The 15,562-nt window shown below is 33.4% G+C and carries 16 protein-coding genes and 1 pseudogene; 5 read left to right on the top strand and 12 right to left on the bottom strand.

What is annotated here, in order from left to right:
• Positions 1 to 213 precede the first annotated feature (213 nt).
• From ACFQU5_RS12985 to ACFQU5_RS12955, 7 genes are all read right to left on the bottom strand, one after another.
• Positions 214 to 711, bottom strand: coding sequence for a hypothetical protein (locus tag ACFQU5_RS12985; RefSeq protein WP_390288401.1), 498 nt, complete (start codon positions 709 to 711; stop codon positions 214 to 216).
• 237 nt (positions 712 to 948) lie between these two features.
• A complete protein-coding gene (locus ACFQU5_RS12980) occupies positions 949 to 1,308 on the bottom strand; it encodes a DUF3221 domain-containing protein (RefSeq protein WP_390288399.1) in 360 nt (119 codons plus the stop codon).
• A 161-nt stretch (positions 1,309 to 1,469) separates the two neighbouring features.
• Positions 1,470 to 2,309 (bottom strand): aminoglycoside adenylyltransferase domain-containing protein, encoded by an 840-nt coding sequence (locus tag ACFQU5_RS12975; RefSeq protein WP_390288397.1) that lies wholly within the window; start codon positions 2,307 to 2,309, stop codon positions 1,470 to 1,472.
• A gap of 215 nt (positions 2,310 to 2,524) precedes the next feature.
• The gene (locus tag ACFQU5_RS12970; protein ID WP_390288395.1) at positions 2,525 to 3,229 is read right to left on the bottom strand and encodes an MraY family glycosyltransferase; all 705 of its coding nucleotides are present in this window, start codon (positions 3,227 to 3,229) and stop codon (positions 2,525 to 2,527) included.
• Positions 3,230 to 4,073: 844 nt separating this feature from the next.
• Entirely contained in the window at positions 4,074 to 4,367 is a 294-nt protein-coding gene (locus ACFQU5_RS12965; RefSeq protein WP_390288393.1) for a YolD-like family protein, read from the bottom strand.
• 48 nt (positions 4,368 to 4,415) lie between these two features.
• A complete protein-coding gene (locus ACFQU5_RS12960; RefSeq protein ID WP_390288391.1) occupies positions 4,416 to 4,757 on the bottom strand; it encodes a YhjD family protein in 342 nt (113 codons plus the stop codon).
• Complete coding sequence (locus tag ACFQU5_RS12955) at positions 4,754 to 4,975, bottom strand: transcriptional regulator (RefSeq protein ID WP_390288389.1); 222 nt, start codon at positions 4,973 to 4,975, stop codon at positions 4,754 to 4,756. The genes ACFQU5_RS12960 and ACFQU5_RS12955 overlap by 4 nt, the downstream gene beginning before the upstream one ends.
• Positions 4,976 to 5,458: 483 nt before the next feature.
• On the opposite strand from ACFQU5_RS12955, the pseudogene ACFQU5_RS12950 reads away from it, so the two are divergent.
• Positions 5,459 to 6,636: pseudogene (locus ACFQU5_RS12950) on the top strand (IS110 family RNA-guided transposase).
• Between the two features lie 153 nt (positions 6,637 to 6,789).
• Here ACFQU5_RS12950 and ACFQU5_RS12945 read toward each other — a convergent pair.
• Positions 6,790 to 7,455 carry an HAD family hydrolase gene (locus ACFQU5_RS12945; protein WP_390288387.1) on the bottom strand — a complete coding sequence of 222 codons (666 nt, stop codon included), beginning with the start codon at positions 7,453 to 7,455 and terminating at the stop codon, positions 6,790 to 6,792.
• An 815-nt stretch (positions 7,456 to 8,270) separates the two neighbouring features.
• Between ACFQU5_RS12945 and ACFQU5_RS12940 the strand changes: the two genes are divergently transcribed.
• The 3 genes from ACFQU5_RS12940 (at position 8,271) to ACFQU5_RS12930 (ending at position 10,509) form a co-directional block, all read left to right on the top strand.
• On the top strand, positions 8,271 to 9,278 hold the full coding sequence (locus ACFQU5_RS12940; RefSeq protein ID WP_390288385.1) for a DUF3231 family protein: 1,008 nt from the start codon (positions 8,271 to 8,273) through the stop codon (positions 9,276 to 9,278).
• Positions 9,279 to 9,375: 97 nt separating this feature from the next.
• Positions 9,376 to 9,759, top strand: a complete 384-nt coding sequence (locus ACFQU5_RS12935) for a hypothetical protein (protein ID WP_390288383.1) — start codon at positions 9,376 to 9,378, stop codon at positions 9,757 to 9,759.
• A 429-nt stretch (positions 9,760 to 10,188) separates the two neighbouring features.
• A complete protein-coding gene (locus tag ACFQU5_RS12930; protein ID WP_390288381.1) occupies positions 10,189 to 10,509 on the top strand; it encodes a hypothetical protein in 321 nt (106 codons plus the stop codon).
• A gap of 13 nt (positions 10,510 to 10,522) precedes the next feature.
• Here ACFQU5_RS12930 and ACFQU5_RS12925 read toward each other — a convergent pair whose 3' ends face one another.
• Positions 10,523 to 10,963 (bottom strand): GNAT family N-acetyltransferase, encoded by a 441-nt coding sequence (locus ACFQU5_RS12925; protein ID WP_390288379.1) that lies wholly within the window; start codon positions 10,961 to 10,963, stop codon positions 10,523 to 10,525.
• A gap of 450 nt (positions 10,964 to 11,413) precedes the next feature.
• Positions 11,414 to 12,808, bottom strand: coding sequence for a MocR-like pyridoxine biosynthesis transcription factor PdxR (gene pdxR, locus ACFQU5_RS12920; RefSeq protein ID WP_390288377.1), 1,395 nt, complete (start codon positions 12,806 to 12,808; stop codon positions 11,414 to 11,416).
• Positions 12,809 to 12,916: 108 nt separating this feature from the next.
• Between pdxR and ACFQU5_RS12915 the strand changes: the two genes are divergently transcribed.
• On the top strand, positions 12,917 to 13,462 hold the full coding sequence (locus ACFQU5_RS12915) for a pyridoxamine 5'-phosphate oxidase family protein (protein WP_390288375.1): 546 nt from the start codon (positions 12,917 to 12,919) through the stop codon (positions 13,460 to 13,462).
• Positions 13,463 to 13,667: 205 nt separating this feature from the next.
• Here the strand turns inward: ACFQU5_RS12915 and ACFQU5_RS12910 are convergent, their stop codons facing one another.
• Positions 13,668 to 14,804: an MFS transporter gene (locus tag ACFQU5_RS12910; protein WP_390288373.1), complete on the bottom strand. Its 1,137-nt coding sequence runs from the start codon at positions 14,802 to 14,804 to the stop codon at positions 13,668 to 13,670.
• 213 nt (positions 14,805 to 15,017) lie between these two features.
• On the bottom strand, positions 15,018 to 15,562 hold a 545-nt coding region (locus tag ACFQU5_RS12905), incomplete at its 5' end, for an IS3 family transposase (RefSeq protein ID WP_390288371.1).

Genomic DNA, 15,562 nt, shown 5'->3' with positions numbered 1-15,562 from the left:
ATTCTCATTTAAGGATACTCTTTTTGCCAAAATAAAAAAGCTACCCTTCTTTTGAAGAATAGCCCCCTATTGCTGAAAACGGCACAATTCTACTCAAGAATTGCGCCCGATAGTTGAATAACGATCAGCTTCTATTAGCTGGTTTAATGGAATAACTAAGTTGAATATTAATGGTTAATTCTGATATAACAGTAGAAGATCATTATCTAATTATTATTGAATATCTAATGCTACTACATAAGTAGCTGTACTACCTTCCCATGTTCCTACTATTTCAAATATATATTTCCCTTTTTCTTTTATTTCTTCAAATGAATTATACGTTGCAATCACATTATTATTGTCCCAGATTCTTATTTCGTATTGAGTTGGTTCTTTTTCAAAATCTAATTTTACAGGTTCGGTTAGATTAACTCTAACACCTTGTTCGATATTTACCATCTCGGTTGGAGGTGCATGATCTGTCACCGTAGTTACTTCTTGCCCTGTGCTTTCATCAAAATAGCTCCAACTATAAGTTCCTCGGTAAGTCTTAATCTCGTCTTCACCAATTTTTAATTTTATAGAGGGTGGTTTTTCCTCATTATTTGACATTGAGATTATATTATTTTTTTCATTTGTACTTTTAGATGTATCTTCTTCGGCATTACTACACCCTATTAATGAGAATAACATCATCAAAGAAAATCCCATTCGAATTAATGTATACACAATATTCCTCCCTTATAAATTAGTCGTTATTTTCAAAATAAAGTTACAAAACCTTCTGCAACCTATCTGACTGTTACTTTAAGTTTATTTTTTCAAAATCTTATCTAAACTTTAACATTAATATCCAATTTTTTTGTGGAGTGTTATTCAATTAAATGACCCTTTAATGAAAATAAGCGCTTTTCCTTGTTACAGAAAAGCGCCCGATTGTTGAATATCTGATTTTCACTAAATATCTCATTTTTCATTAATCTCAACTTTATCCGCACTCGCTTGCCCTGGATAACTTGTATCTATTGCACTTGTCCAAACAGAAACATTTTGTCCTACTTTTAGAGATTTAATATCATCTGTTGAAAACCAAATCGCATCGGGACTCCCATCTGGTAATTTTTTAGTTGTACTTTCCACTAAGAATCTTCCATTTTCTATATTAACAATTTCTCCTGTAATTGAAGGTAAAACATCATTTTCAAGTTTAATATTTTCAGTATTTTCTTTTGAATTATTAAATTTTTCGTTTTCGTTATTGCAAGCAACTAAAATACTGAACAAATTCCTATTAATAAAAACTTTTGCATTTAATTTCACCTCCATAAATCAGTCGTTTCTAAAGTTTATAAGTTTCAACATTCTTCCAGGCCCTTTTCATGAATAAAGACGCGTTCTTTATTAAAGAAAAGCGCCCGATTGTGGAATAAAAAGTAAATGATCACTGACTATCTTTAGTCAAACTGGAAAAGGGATGTTTTACAATCCTATCTGTTATGAGAAATTCGATTTCCCATATTGTTACAATGTGTGATTAAAAATTTTGAGAAACTAAGAGTCTGTTCAATTCGCTCCGTATCTGAGCTGAAAATATTTACTTTTATACCTTTACGTATATTTATTGCCTCTTGTATGATATTGTGCCATTCCGATGAAATTTGCGTTAATCCATATTCACCAGCGTCCAACTTAGAAACAATATCGTACTCCTTTAGAGTAAAGAACTGACGTAATAATCCAAGAACGGTCCATTCTACTTCAAAATCGATTTTGTTCTTAGGCAAATTTATGATTTCATGAATGGATTCTTCTGCAGCTTTAAGTCTTCTAGCCCAATATGTATTCATATTTTTTAGAACGTAAGATAACAATTCTTCTGGTTCAATATCTAATTCAATATCTTTAGGTGCTGGTCCTAATATGTTGATCCCCTTATTTTTCAACACCCACCAAGTTACAGGGTTAAAATTAAAGTAATCACCGTAACCTAGATTTTCATTGTTATAAAATAGATAACTATGATTATAATCATTGGTGTCAGAATAGAGTTTTCCCATATCTCTTAATTGAATATAAACTCCGTCCATTTCTGGTTGTTTATATTTGTTTGCTATCGTTGAATGAATATAAGATAAAACATTTGAATCTTTCTCACCTAATGGTCGATATGTTACTGTAATAAAGTCAATATCACTTGAATCTTCAACATACGCATTTAGAGCAATAGAGCCATGTATATATATCCCCTCTATTGTGTCAGGTAAATATACATTAAATAAGGTAATATACTCATTTATTACTTCTTCTACGATAGGTGGTATTGCCATAAATAAACCCCCATTGTGTTAGTTTTTAATTTCCATATTATAACAAAAAAATTCTAAAAAAACACCTGCATCTTTTGCATAAATACTTTCATTTCACTTACTAATATTTACTAAATACTAAACCTTTAATGAAAAAGGACACATTTCTTATGAAAGAAATGTGCCATTTTACTGAAGACTCGATTCTAAGAAAATTTAAAAACAATAGGATTTTATTAAATAAAGCGATGTCTACTGGATAACTGAGAGAAAGCCAAAATAACCGTAAACCCAATAACCAGATACCATACTATATTAAAACGAATCACAAATATTATTAAGCTAAATAAAAGAGCTACTAAAGAGCTAATTATAATTGATTGTACACTCGTTATTTTATTTTGTAATAAAAGATACAAAACCAATGGTAATGTTAAAGAAAATATCGGAATATAAATCATGACAAAAGACAGTTCAAGTAAGGATAATGATAGTACCGCTATTATAAAACCGATGGATGTAGTAAAAGTTCTTCCTATATTTTCTTCACCTGAAATACAGCCATATAGCAGCACCAACGTAATTGTTAAAACAGCACATATTCCTATCATTGATACAAATGAATGACCTATAACAATAGCCGATATGGTAAGACAAACTAAAGAAATACATGGTAACAGCAAGATTAAAGGTTTTTGCTCTTTTTCTACATTCATTACATTTGTAAAACCTACAAGGAATAATAAAGAAAATGGAATCGATAAATATCCTAATTCAATTTGACTAATATGACTAATCTTAAGATTGCCAAACATTATAATGATAAATGATGCACTAATTTGACCAACTAACAACCAAATGCTTGATAATTGTAGATTTTGAGTAAGCTTAGTTGTAATTACAATTAAAGTCAAACCTATTAATAAAGTTAAATATAACAAATTACCACCTCCTGATTATTTGTCTAATGCTGCTACTGAATTTTTGTGAATTATTATATTACTCTTTATATTTTAACATAAATATCCATTTCCCTTAAAGAAGTTATTCAACAATATGGCCCGATTGTTGAATAACTCAAGTATTAATATATTCTAATAGAACTTGTTATTCTGATTGCGACTTTAGTTTAAAAGCTACAAATATAGAACACAAAAATCACCATGCTCTATCAGTCCAAATAGAGGCATGGTGATAATTAGATCAAGCATAAAATTTCCTAAAATAAAATAAAGCATAAAGTTTCCAAACGGAAATTTTATGCTTTACGTCACAACAAAATGTTTATCCAATGATTACTTCGTATTATGGAGACGGTGGGATTCGCTAGAATTTTACTTATATCAGAAACCTCTACTTATGTTATCAAGAACTTTTTATCATAACAGATATAACAAAAAAATTAAAAAAGAGTAATACAGACCACCTGTTTACTCTTTTGTCTGCAATTTGTCCGCAGAATTATTTTTTTGTATTTAACTTATTTAACAGAGCTAATTACAATGACCTTATAAAGCTTTATAAATCAAACTTATTTAACTTATTTTAACGCCATTTAATTATATCGCTAAACTCGACAAGGTGGGGGTCGCAGGTTCGAACCCTGTCGGGACCATATTACCGAAAGCCTTTTAAACCAAGGGTTTTCGGTATTTTTATTTACTAAGAAAACACTCTTTACTTTCGTTTTTTCGCTCTATCGTGACTAACTTGTGACGGATTTTAAAAATACATAATTTTAGACATTATTTTTGAGCTAATTCTACAGTTTTTTAGTTTAAAATCTTAATCGTAAGTATCAAGTTTAATAATGTGCTGCAGGTAAAGCTTTGCATTGTAGATATCTGCTTGAATTTTAATCGCCTGCTCATTAACTAGCAAATCAACTACTAGTCCCTCGTGTACTTCTACCCGTTTATCGCTCCAGTAATATATACACACATTAGCTTTAGCTTGATAAGCAATGTTTAAATCATCGGCTATTGAATTTAAACTAGCTTCATCGTAATCAGGTTCAGGGACGTCAAAATCACTCTCATACCAATCACGTAAGTCCCTTACATGCTCAGTCAACATCATTGCAGTCCACTTTTTATTACCGCGATTTTTTAATATTCGATTTCCTCCCTATTGTGTTAAACCTAACAATCGTTTAATTTCTTCTTCACAATGGTTTCTAAGTGCGATGTTTGAATATCTCTTTTCTGAAACCGTCCCTTTTTCTACTACTGTATATATTGTAAAATCCCCGTCTGTTTTGCTTGATTGTATTCTTACACCATTTTTACCTAGTTCAGCTTTTATAATTTTTAAATACGTGTGTAGCTCCGTTATTTTTGCATCAAACCACATCTCGAAGACCCTTTTCATTTTAAAATTATCAATATGTTTACGGTCACGTTCCATGGTGCGAATTGTTAAGTCTAAGATTATTTGTTTATCTATTAGCTCGAAGTTATCAAAGTTCAAATTACCTCACGCTCATTTCGGATGACTGGTGATAATGCGAGAACATTTTCAATAATGAAAGTACGCTTTGCATGCTTTACAAAGCAATAAGCACTAAATGAATCATCTGCTATTTTTGTAACTTTAATAGGCCTTTTTGTAATTTCGCCCGTTCTTGAAATGTACATCATATCGGCCAACTGATTACGCTGCAGTACTTTTAAAAGCTGTTCTTTCATTTTATTCACCCCCACAAAATCGAACTTACGTTCTTATCATATATAACCAATTATAGAACGTTTGTTCCCTTTTTGACAATAAGAAAAACCAGGTAATAATTACCTGGTCTATTCCCTTTTACTTAAGGGTTTGTTTAAGTATTGATGTAGTAGCTTATTCCACAATCGCGCCCGATCGTATTATAAGGTCAGCCAGAAAATATTTCTGGTTGACCATTTTTTATATCGATATATGATAACGGTAGCCGGGGTAGAACGTTTGCGCCCGTGGGGCTAAGACCCCGTCCGCAAAACAATTCGCCCCCTACTTGTAGAAACATGTTTGAGGCTGGTTGGGACATTGATCTCGTATAACAAGCGAAGCTATGACACTACAAAGAGGATTTAGGGGTTACCGGCAATTATCATTTTGAAGGAGGAATTATAATGAATCCAGTCATTGGTCTGGATGTAGCGTAAGGTGAAAGTCAGGTTCAAGCATACTTGGAAAGAAAGAAGCCCTACAAGAAAAGTTTCAAAGTTAAACATGACATTGAGGGTTAGCTATTTTATTAGATTTTATTAAAGAATTAGAAGATATTTCAGGGGAACGCCCCCCTCTTGTTATGGAATCAACGGGTCATTATCACACATCAGTTGTTCAATATTTTGAGGACAAAGGCTATTTAATAATTATCGTAAACCCACTCATCTCTTATAAAGCTAAAAGTTCTAGTTTGCGAAAGGTAAAAACAGATATCATTGATGCCAATCACCTCTGCGAGCTGTATTATAAGGAGGATTTAGAGCCTTATAAAAAGCGTGGTATCCAACTTACGAACTTACGTCATCTTACGAGAAAGCACGATAATATTACAGGCATGTTTGTACAAAAAAAACTACAATTCCAGGCAGTTTTAGATCAAGTTTTTCCTGGATATAGTAATGTTTTTGGAGACTTATATTCGGATGTTTCTTTAAAAATACTACATACATTTCCTACTTCAGAGGATATATTGAAAGCCAATAATGAAGTATTAGCAACTAAAATAAAAGAATTCTGTAAATCTCGTTCTTTACAATGGGCAAACAAACAGGCTGAAAAGCTAATGACTGCAGCTGCTCAAAATCCTTTTCAAAAGGCTTTATATTCTAGTCTTGCCCTAAGCTTAGACATGTATATTAATATGCTCTTTGAATATCAAAAACATCTATCCATATTTGAAAACGAGATAGATGCTTTAGCAAAAAGTATTGAAGAATCGAAGATTATCCGATCAATTCCCGGTATCGGCGAAAAAATCGCTGCCACGATTATTTCTGAAATTGGGGAAATTGAAAAGTTTAATCATCCTAAGAAACTAGTCGCATTTGCCGGTCTTGATCCAAGTGTCTTTGAATCTGGTACCTTCAAAGGTACCTACAATCGAATAACCAAAAGAGGCTCTAGCAGACTACGGCAAGCTTTGTATATGGCTGTTAAATGTGCTATTCGTGACTGTCGTAAACAGAAAACAACGGATGAAATCCTTCCTCGTAATAAGAAATTACGGACGTTTTATGATAAAAAACGGGAAGAAGGAAAACCATTTAGAGTAGCTGTAATAGCTTGTGCAAACAAACTCTTACATTGGATTTATGCACTATTAAAAAACAAAACTTCTTTCCAAGACTTAGCTTGATTTAACAGTTTAACCAAGTGGCCCTGAACTTTCCAAATCTAATTTGGATGGTTATTTGGTATGCACAAATTTAGTATAACATGATATTTTTATTATTTTTAATGAAAATTATTGACAACTATTAGCTGGTTTTGTGGAATAAATGTTAATCACTTATCTACACAATACCAACTGATTGAATTGCTCTACTGTTTCAAAGTAATATTTAGACTCTCTTTTCATCTGCTCCTTAATTTCAGGAATACTGTGAGACCATCCAGCAGCCGCAAAATCTACATCACAACTTTTCGCCATCTCCAATCCAGGTTTTAGGTCATCCAGCATTAGTACCTCACTTTCTTGAAGGTTAAAGCGTTTCAAAATTTCCTTTATTGGGTACTGATGTGGTTTTCTCTGGTGTTCTGGAAGTTCCCAACCAAAGATTGCGTCTGGCACAAATCCACAATGAATAGAATAGTCTCTTTCAATTCGGTTCCTCTCAGAATGAGATACAACCGTTACTATTCCACCTTGTTTTTTAAATTCTTGAATAGTCTCTACAAACAGTTCATAGAATTCTGGTACAGTTGATTCAGTATATTTTTTCCATACCAATTGCTGATGTTTTTGTTCCTCATCTGTGAATTTAATGATGTCTTTGCATAAAGAAGAAAACCCTGGATTGAAACAGTATCTAACAAAGTCTTCAAAGGTAATAGGTTTATCATTTGGTCGCAAGTCTCTAAGAGCCTCTACAAATGATGGAAAGTGTATATCTGGTGTGCTTTTTACTCCTGTATCATCGTGGTCTAAGATTAAACATTTATATTTTAAAGCCATAATATCCCCCTATAAATTTGTTATATTAATCATTTAAACATAGTTTTTTTAGTATTCCATTTATATTTTTATTAAAGCTAAATTATCTTTACCTATTAAAATCAACAAATCCCTATAACAATACATTTTTAAATGAAAAGTCCCCTAAAAAATTTGAATTCTTTTTGCAGTAACCTACTATTTCGTTTAAGATATTATTTTATAAGCTACTTTACACTTTAACATAAGTATCCAATTATTAATGGCGTTATTCCAGAAAATGGCCCGATTCATGAAGAAAGACACTTTCCTTAATTCAAGGAAAGCGCCCGATTGGTTGAATTAGATCCGCATGATTTCGACGAATTGTTCAGTAGGTGATACGCCCTGATCGATAAATCGTGTTTGAATAACATTATATGAAAGCAGAAGTTAACGAGAGATTTCTATTTTCCTAATTATATTTTCTTTCAAGACATATATCTTGGTGGTTATGGTGGTGACCACATCCGCAAATATAGTGTCCAAAAGGAGGCTGTCCTGGTTCAGACAGTCTCTTTTTTATTGCGTCCATTCTTCGAAATTTTTCATTATATTCTGTATCCATTTAATATAAAAAGCCATAACACTATTAGACAAAAAATACCAATAGTTATACCTATCATTTTAAGTAATAACAATCATGGAGCCTCCATTTGCCGTTTATATCTGTGTATCCAAAAATCATTCCCTTTCTACTGAATAATTTTGTCCAAGTATGCAACTCTTATTTTTTATCCTGAATACATTTTTACTTATTATCTAATAATAAATTATCTGATTTCTGGAGGGATTATATGCAGGGAGATTTAAATTCAAGATTAACATCTTCTGAAATTTCGGTAATTTGGAGTAGTTGTCAGAACAACAGTTTTTCAATATGTATCCTACAATATTTCATAGCAAATGTTGATGATGAGGATATTTTGTCCGTTTTAGAATTTGCACTCGATATATCACAAAAAAACTTAGATATGAGCAAAGAAATTCTTAAAAAAGATCACCGACAAATTCCAGTTGGTTTTACAAATGAAGATGTAAGTCCAACAGCTCCTCGTCTATATTCTGATGCGTTTTATCTGTATTATCTTAAAAATATGGCTAAGATTGGTTTATCAGTTTATGGTGTGGCTTTGGCAACTGCCGCACAGCCCGATGTCCGTAATTTCTTAAGTCAAGCTATACAAACTTCCACAGAGCTTTATAATAAAACCGCTAACGTTTTGTTATCAAAGGGGTTATTTGTAAAACCTCCTTATGTTTCAACTTCTGATGAAATTGATTTTATCGATAAAAAAAGTTATTTAGGTGGAGTATTAAATATTAATAACAGACCTCTAAATGTGATAGAGATTACACATATTGAAGCAAACATTGAAGCAAATACAGTGGGTGAAATTCTTTTAGCAGGTCTTTCCCAAGTAGCAAAGTCAAAGAAAGTTCGTGAATATTGTCTAAGAGGTTCAGCGATAGCAAAAAAACATATTCTAGTTTTTGCATCACTGCTAACGAATGATAACCTTCCTGCCCCAATGCCTTGGGATCTCGAAGTAACAGAGTCTATTATCTCACCCTTTTCGGACAAATTTATCATGTTCCATACAACAATGTTAATACAATCCGGTATTTCAAACTACGCAACAGCTTCAGCAGCAAGTTTACGAAATGACATATCTACATCCTATGTTCGTTTAACAACAGAAAATGCTCAATATGCAAAAGATGGTATAAACCTTATGATTAAACACGAATGGATGGAACAGCCTCCACAAATTCCAAATCATAAAGGATTAGCAAAGGAATAGTGTTCTAAAGTATCAGGGAGAGTAGGTTAATGGTGTGAACAAAAGTTCAATTGAAAAATTGCTCTGATCATTAGCCTTACCGGGATTTGGGCAACTTTTGAATCAAAGATATAAAAGGTATAACCTAATCTTTTTAGAACTCTTGATAAATGTACAATCTAACTTAAACACAGTAATCCTTTTAAGCTTTCAGGGGGATATTCCTTCTTCTATCAAAGAAACCAACTATCAGTGGCTTATGTTTTATCCATGCTTATACTTTTTTTCTATGTGGGATGCGTTTAAAGATACGGGTGGAGGAAAAGACCCATTTTCTTTTCTTCCTTTCGTATTTGCAGCGTATTTATTTACTATTGGGACAGTTTATTCTGCAAAACTTACATTTTTTGGTGTGTTATTTGGACCAGTTTTTTTACCTTGGTATTTGTCGTCCTTGGTGTTTGTTATCGTAAAAAGATGCATTATATTCTTAATCAAATAAGAATAAAGTTATTCTCAGCTATGTTTAATATAAGTTGGGAGTTATTGTTTCTTTTTAATACATCTTTATCCTTAACTTGTAAAAGTAAATTCTGTTGTATATGCTTACTTGCTACATAGGTAAAAATATTGTATTGATTGCGAACAACATAGTAATAAAATAGATTTTCAATTTAGGGGAATTTTAATATGCAAACCAATTGGCGAGGGTTAGTTAACTTATCATGGGAGTTCATACTCTCAAATGGAAAATTGGTTAAATGAATCTTTATTTAGTTTTGTTTGGTGTGTTCTTTTAGTTACTTCCCTTGGACTTTTTATTGTATGGGTCAGATTGTAGATAAAAAGAGAATTTTTGAGATTCTTACATACGGATTAAAGGTTTCAATAACAACCAACCATAATATTAGACTCACAAGGAGTTTTACTGATGTTATGGCAATATAATCACACGTTAACGCCTTTCTCTATAATTATTGAAATTCATATTGTGCAGATGCCTATTATTTATATGATTATTTATCAGTATTTTCATACATGGAAAGCTTTTTTAATTGCTGTCACAATAAATGCTGGTGTTTTCGCATTTATTCTAGAACCATTGTTGGTGTGGTTACAAATATATGAACTATTTCACTGGAAACACATCTATTCATTTTTCCCTTATATCATTTTAGCTGTGGTTTTCCAGAAAATGCCCCTTTTGCTGAAAAAGGCACAATTCTATTCAAGGATAGCGCCCGATTGTTGAAGATGCATAGATATTATTCAGATTGAGGTAACATTTTAACAAAATATTTTGGCGATTCCTTAAACCCTTGTTTTATATAAAATCTATGTGCATCTATTCTTCTTGAATGACAGTGTACTTCAACTCTATCGCATTTTCTTTTTATAGCTAAGTCATTACAATATTCCTCAATCTTACGCCCTATCCCCTTACTTCTTATGTTTCTATCAACTGCAAAATAACTTATTCTAGCGAAATCCCCTTTTACAGCTAATTGAGGTATAAAATGAACGGAAATTAAAGCAATAATATCTTTATCCTCTTCCTCTTCAAACACTAGTAATTCCTCATTTGGGTCCATAAGAAGTATTTCAATTTTTTCTTTTATAAAAGCTTCAGTATCTGGATAATCCAACTGTGTTAATAACAATGAGATCTGTTTGTAATCCTCAACTTTTGCTTTTCTAACCTCCATTTATTCCACTCTCCCATCTTTATTTATGACCGTTAAGAAGTTTTACATGTTATCTAACTAAACTGCTGCGGGTTTAAGAGTAATCCTTCTCAATCAAGATTGTATTATATAAATATTTGTTTATTACTTTCCTCTACAATTCACCCCCTTTAATGAAAAATGAACGCATATTCTTTTTCAAGAATTGCGCCTGATTGTTGAATAACGATCAGCTTCTATTTGCTGGTTTAGCAGCTAAGATTAACAAAATAAAATAAACCAATAGGTTAAAAGGTATATTATAGGAATAAGAAAAGCAAAATGAAGTTAAGGCACTTTTCATTCCTGTTATAACAAACTTATTTCTTTTCTTAACTTAAACAATTACGGCGTTTTATCCTTTACGTATATAAATGAGGTTTCCTGCTATCAACTTATTATGATTAAGCCAATATGTTACAGATCTCCCTCTCATGGAAAGCAGCTTGCAAGTAATTGGACTCCATTATCAATCTCTTCAATCGATAATCCTCCAAATCCTAACATGATATAAGAATTACTTTCAGAAGATGGATTAAGCCAAAATCTTACCGGAGAATAAACTTTGACTCCCTTCTGGAGACCCTCTTCAATTAGCTCTGAGTTTGATACGTTGTTTAGTTTCAATAAGATATGCAATCCCGACTTTTCTCCAACTATTTTTACTCTCGTACCCATATATTGTTCAATACTCTTCAGCAAAGCCTGGTGTTTTCTTTGGTACAGCTTGCGCATTCTTCGAATATGCTTTTCAAATTCTCCAGATTGCATAAATAAGGCTATAGCCTTTTGAATTATAGGAGAGACTGATTGGTTGTAATCCGCGAACTTTTTTGAGTATTGAACCATTAGAGAAGGTGGAAGAACAATATAACTTAATCGTACTGAAGGAAGAAATGATTTAGAGAATGTCCCTAAATAAATTACCTTTTCCTCTTCATCCAGTGATTTCAGTGAAGGAATTGGCTGTCCACGGTACCGAAACTCGCCGTCATAATCATCTTCAATAATGTACCCCCCTGTTTGATAAGCCCATTTTAATAATTGGATTCTTTTCGAAATAGAGAGCACCATACCAAATGGAAATTGGTGCGAAGGTGTTACGTATGCTGCTTTTGCACTGCTCGTTTCAAAATGCTCTATTGATATTCCGTCCTTTTCAAGAGGTACAGGTTCTATACAGCATCCCTGATCTTTAAAGACAGATCGTACTCCACTATAGCCTGGTTCCTCCATAGCCACGATTTTTTCCTGGAGTTCTAAAAGACGACAGATCAATGCTATAGAATTTTGTGTTCCGGACGTTACAACAATCTGTTCCGGTACACACCGTACACCTCTAGAGTGCAGTAAATAGGTTGAAATCTCCTGCCTCAGTGCAAACTCACCTTGTTTTTCACTATACTCAAATAACCAGTTGTTCTCTTGATCAACAGCATCGGACAGACATTTCTTCCACTGCTTCACGGGAAATTTGTTAAGATCTACATTTCCATATTCAAAATTCACAAGAAATTCGCTTGATGACTTACATTCCGACCGAATGGGTTGTACCTTCTCAATCGAATATAATGAAGGTTTCTCAATCTCAGCTACCCATATACCACTTTTAGGAACACTTTCAAGGTATCCCTCTGATTGCAACTGCTCATATGCTGACACGACTGTATTCCTACTGACCTTTAAATGTGTCGTTAGTTGGCGAATTGATGGCATTTTCATTCCTGGCAAAAGCCTGCCTTCTTCAACTTCCTTCTTAATCCAATGATATAACTGGCTGTATAACGGCTCTGGCGACTCCTTTTGTAAAAACGGGGAAATTTCCATTGTATCCCCTCCTTCTGTCCCTATCAAAATTTTCAATTCTGTCACTTTTATCATGTACAGAATACTTCTAAAATTATTTTATCACTAAGAAGAGGGATGGGATACACAATGAATAAGATCCGCCAAGAAAAATTAGTATGTACAGATGAAAAGCGTATTGATCAGTTTTTAAGCCAAGCACGGACGGGTTACCTTGGATTAACAGATGGAGAGCTCCCTTATGTAGTACCTTTGAATTTTATCTGGATGAATGAAGCGTTGTATTTTCATGGAGCTGCGCATGGGAGAAAAATAGATTTAATTCATGCCAACCCCAACTGTTGTTTCACAGTATCTGAAGATTACGGAACCATGGTAAGTCCTATACCTGCTAAAACTGATACTGCTTACATGAGTGTGATGCTTTTTGGAGTACTAGAAACAGTAAGTGATTTGATTGAAGCTACCTCGGCAATGCAGGGAATGTTGGATAAATACGTACCCGGCTACTATAATAAAAACCTTTCGCAATCCCATGTTGAGAGATATCGCTCCTCTCTAGGGAGTCATACAGTTGTTTTTAGACTTACTCCTAAAGTACGAACAGCAAAAGAAAATCAATTGAATCCTCAGTTGTCTTTCTTCCCAGGTAGGAACGTTGAGAGGGAAATCTAAAGTTTTAATCAAGACATCATTATCAACTAGAAAACCATACAAAAATAATAGTGGCACAATACTTATGATATAAGGCTGATAAAGAGCCTATGTTCCACGACGCATCGGCTCCCTTTTATAGGTCAATTTGCTTAGGGTATGGGTACCGTGGTGTATTTGTTAAAGAAAGATGATAAGGTCATGTATCTGCTTTAAAAACTGAATCCTATTTGGCTTCTTGTACCTTTTGTGTACTAAGTGCAAAACTTATAATTGCTGCAACGCTACAAACATATGGAAGCATAGAATAACCCCAATTAGATATGACATAACCTCCAATCAGTGAACCAATTGTGATGCCAATATACAGTGCTGTATTATTCCATGCCATAACAATACCTCGTTCATTTGGATATTCCACCACTAATCGTGCTTGGTATGAGGTGAATCCTGCATAGCCAACTAATGCCCATAAAAAAAGAAAGAAATAAACCCAATCTCCAGATGAAAAGAATATCCCTAAACCAATAAGTATCAGAGTCAATAAAATTAGTGCAGATTTCGAAATTTTCCTTGCTCCGAATTTATCTGTTAATTGACCACTTGTAAGGCTTCCTAAAACAGCACCTACACCATAAAAAGTAACAGCTAATGCGATTTCTGAGGATGAAAATCTATTTTCGGAGTAAAGTGCTGCACCTAAATAAACATAAATTGCATACATAGAAATTGCCCAAATTGTGGTAACACTTACGGAACCAAGTATTCTTAGTAGATTTCCTTCTGGTAGATTTTTTGTTAAATCGCTTTTAGGATTAGATTCCCATGTTTTGAAATTCACTACCGCCAATATGGCTCCTATAATCGCCATTACAACAAATACTGATCGCCACCCAAGAACATGTTCTAATAAAGCACCTAATGGCGCTCCTGCCCAAAGAGCAGTTAAATGTCCAGAGACAACTATCGAAAGCCATGTTCCTCTTCGATTTGGCGGCGCAATATCCCCAATGATTGCGTATATCAAAGGAGTGATTGAAGCAACGGACAAACCAGCTAAAATACGGCTAACAATTAGCCATAAAAATGAGGAAGCAAAAGCAGTTAGTATGTTGGAAATAACGAACAATAGTAAACCAAATATAATAAAAGTTCTTCGTCCTTTTCTATCTGACAGCCACCCAAATATAGGCGCCGAAAAAGCATATGTTACCGCAAAAACAGTTACCATCCATCCTGTCGTTTCTGGACTAACCCTATATGCTTCCGAAATGAACGGTAGTAACGGAGACACAACAAATAAGTCAGTACCCATTAGAAACAAAGTTATCCAACCAACACTTAAACTTATCCTTTCTCGCAACTCCAGCCATCTCCCCTTATAAAAGTATATATACATGTATATTCCAAAGGTTATAAAAAGGATTGCTTCAAAAGTTCTTATTAACTGAATAGATTAGAACTTCATTCGCTTTCGAATAATTACTCTCTTTATTCAACAATATGGCCCTATTCATGAAGAAAAGACCCTCTCCTTATACAAGGAGGTAGTGACCCCTTAAAGTTAGAGTTTTTCTTATGCAGCTAATTGGCTGGCATGTTTTCGGTAATTTACTGGACTCATGCCGGCCAGTTTTTGTTTAATACGAACATGATTATAATAATTGATATACTCTTTTATTTTCTTTTGTAATGCTTCGTAAGAGATTAATTGTTCTCCATAATACATTTCCTGTTTTAGTAAGCTAAAGAAGTTCTCCATGGCCGCATTGTCTGCGCATGTTGCTTTACGAGACATGCTTTGAAAAATCCTATTCTGCTTTAATGTTTTCACCCACGTATTGTGTTGATAGTGCCATCCTTGATCGGAATGAATTGTTGTCCGATATTCGGCACGTTTCTGAATGATTGGAAGTACTTGTTCAAGTGAATCTAATACAAAATCTAGGCTTGGCCGTTTTGACATACTAAACCCAATAATTTCACCATTATATAAGTCCATTATTTGACTTATAAATAGTTTTTCATCATCTGTACATTTAAATTCAGTTACATCAGTCACCAATTTTTGAAGGGCATGTGGCGTTCTGAATCTACGATTCAAAAGGTTTTTAGCGACTT

It is taken from the genome of Ureibacillus sp. GCM10028918, assembly GCF_042666115.1.
Lineage (GTDB): Bacteria > Bacillota > Bacilli > Bacillales_A > Planococcaceae > Ureibacillus.
Note: the sequence above shows the minus strand (reverse complement) of the source record. Positions and strands in the feature narration are given on the sequence as shown.

Excerpts from the sequence above, each read along its gene's own strand:
- ACFQU5_RS12915 (WP_390288375.1), top strand. The coding sequence starts at position 12,917 with ATGAATAAGATCCGCCAAGAAAAATTAGTATGTACAGATGAAAAGCGT.
- ACFQU5_RS12980 (WP_390288399.1), bottom strand. The coding sequence starts at position 1,308 with ATGGAGGTGAAATTAAATGCAAAAGTTTTTATTAATAGGAATTTGTTC.
- ACFQU5_RS12940 (WP_390288385.1), top strand. The coding sequence starts at position 8,271 with ATGCAGGGAGATTTAAATTCAAGATTAACATCTTCTGAAATTTCGGTA.
- ACFQU5_RS12930 (WP_390288381.1), top strand. The coding sequence starts at position 10,189 with ATGTTATGGCAATATAATCACACGTTAACGCCTTTCTCTATAATTATT.
- ACFQU5_RS12925 (WP_390288379.1), bottom strand. The coding sequence starts at position 10,963 with ATGGAGGTTAGAAAAGCAAAAGTTGAGGATTACAAACAGATCTCATTG.
- ACFQU5_RS12965 (WP_390288393.1), bottom strand. The coding sequence starts at position 4,367 with ATGATGTTGACTGAGCATGTAAGGGACTTACGTGATTGGTATGAGAGT.
- ACFQU5_RS12975 (WP_390288397.1), bottom strand. The coding sequence starts at position 2,309 with ATGGCAATACCACCTATCGTAGAAGAAGTAATAAATGAGTATATTACC.
- pdxR (WP_390288377.1), bottom strand. The coding sequence starts at position 12,808 with ATGGAAATTTCCCCGTTTTTACAAAAGGAGTCGCCAGAGCCGTTATAC.
- ACFQU5_RS12955 (WP_390288389.1), bottom strand. The coding sequence starts at position 4,975 with ATGAAAGAACAGCTTTTAAAAGTACTGCAGCGTAATCAGTTGGCCGAT.
- ACFQU5_RS12945 (WP_390288387.1), bottom strand. The coding sequence starts at position 7,455 with ATGGCTTTAAAATATAAATGTTTAATCTTAGACCACGATGATACAGGA.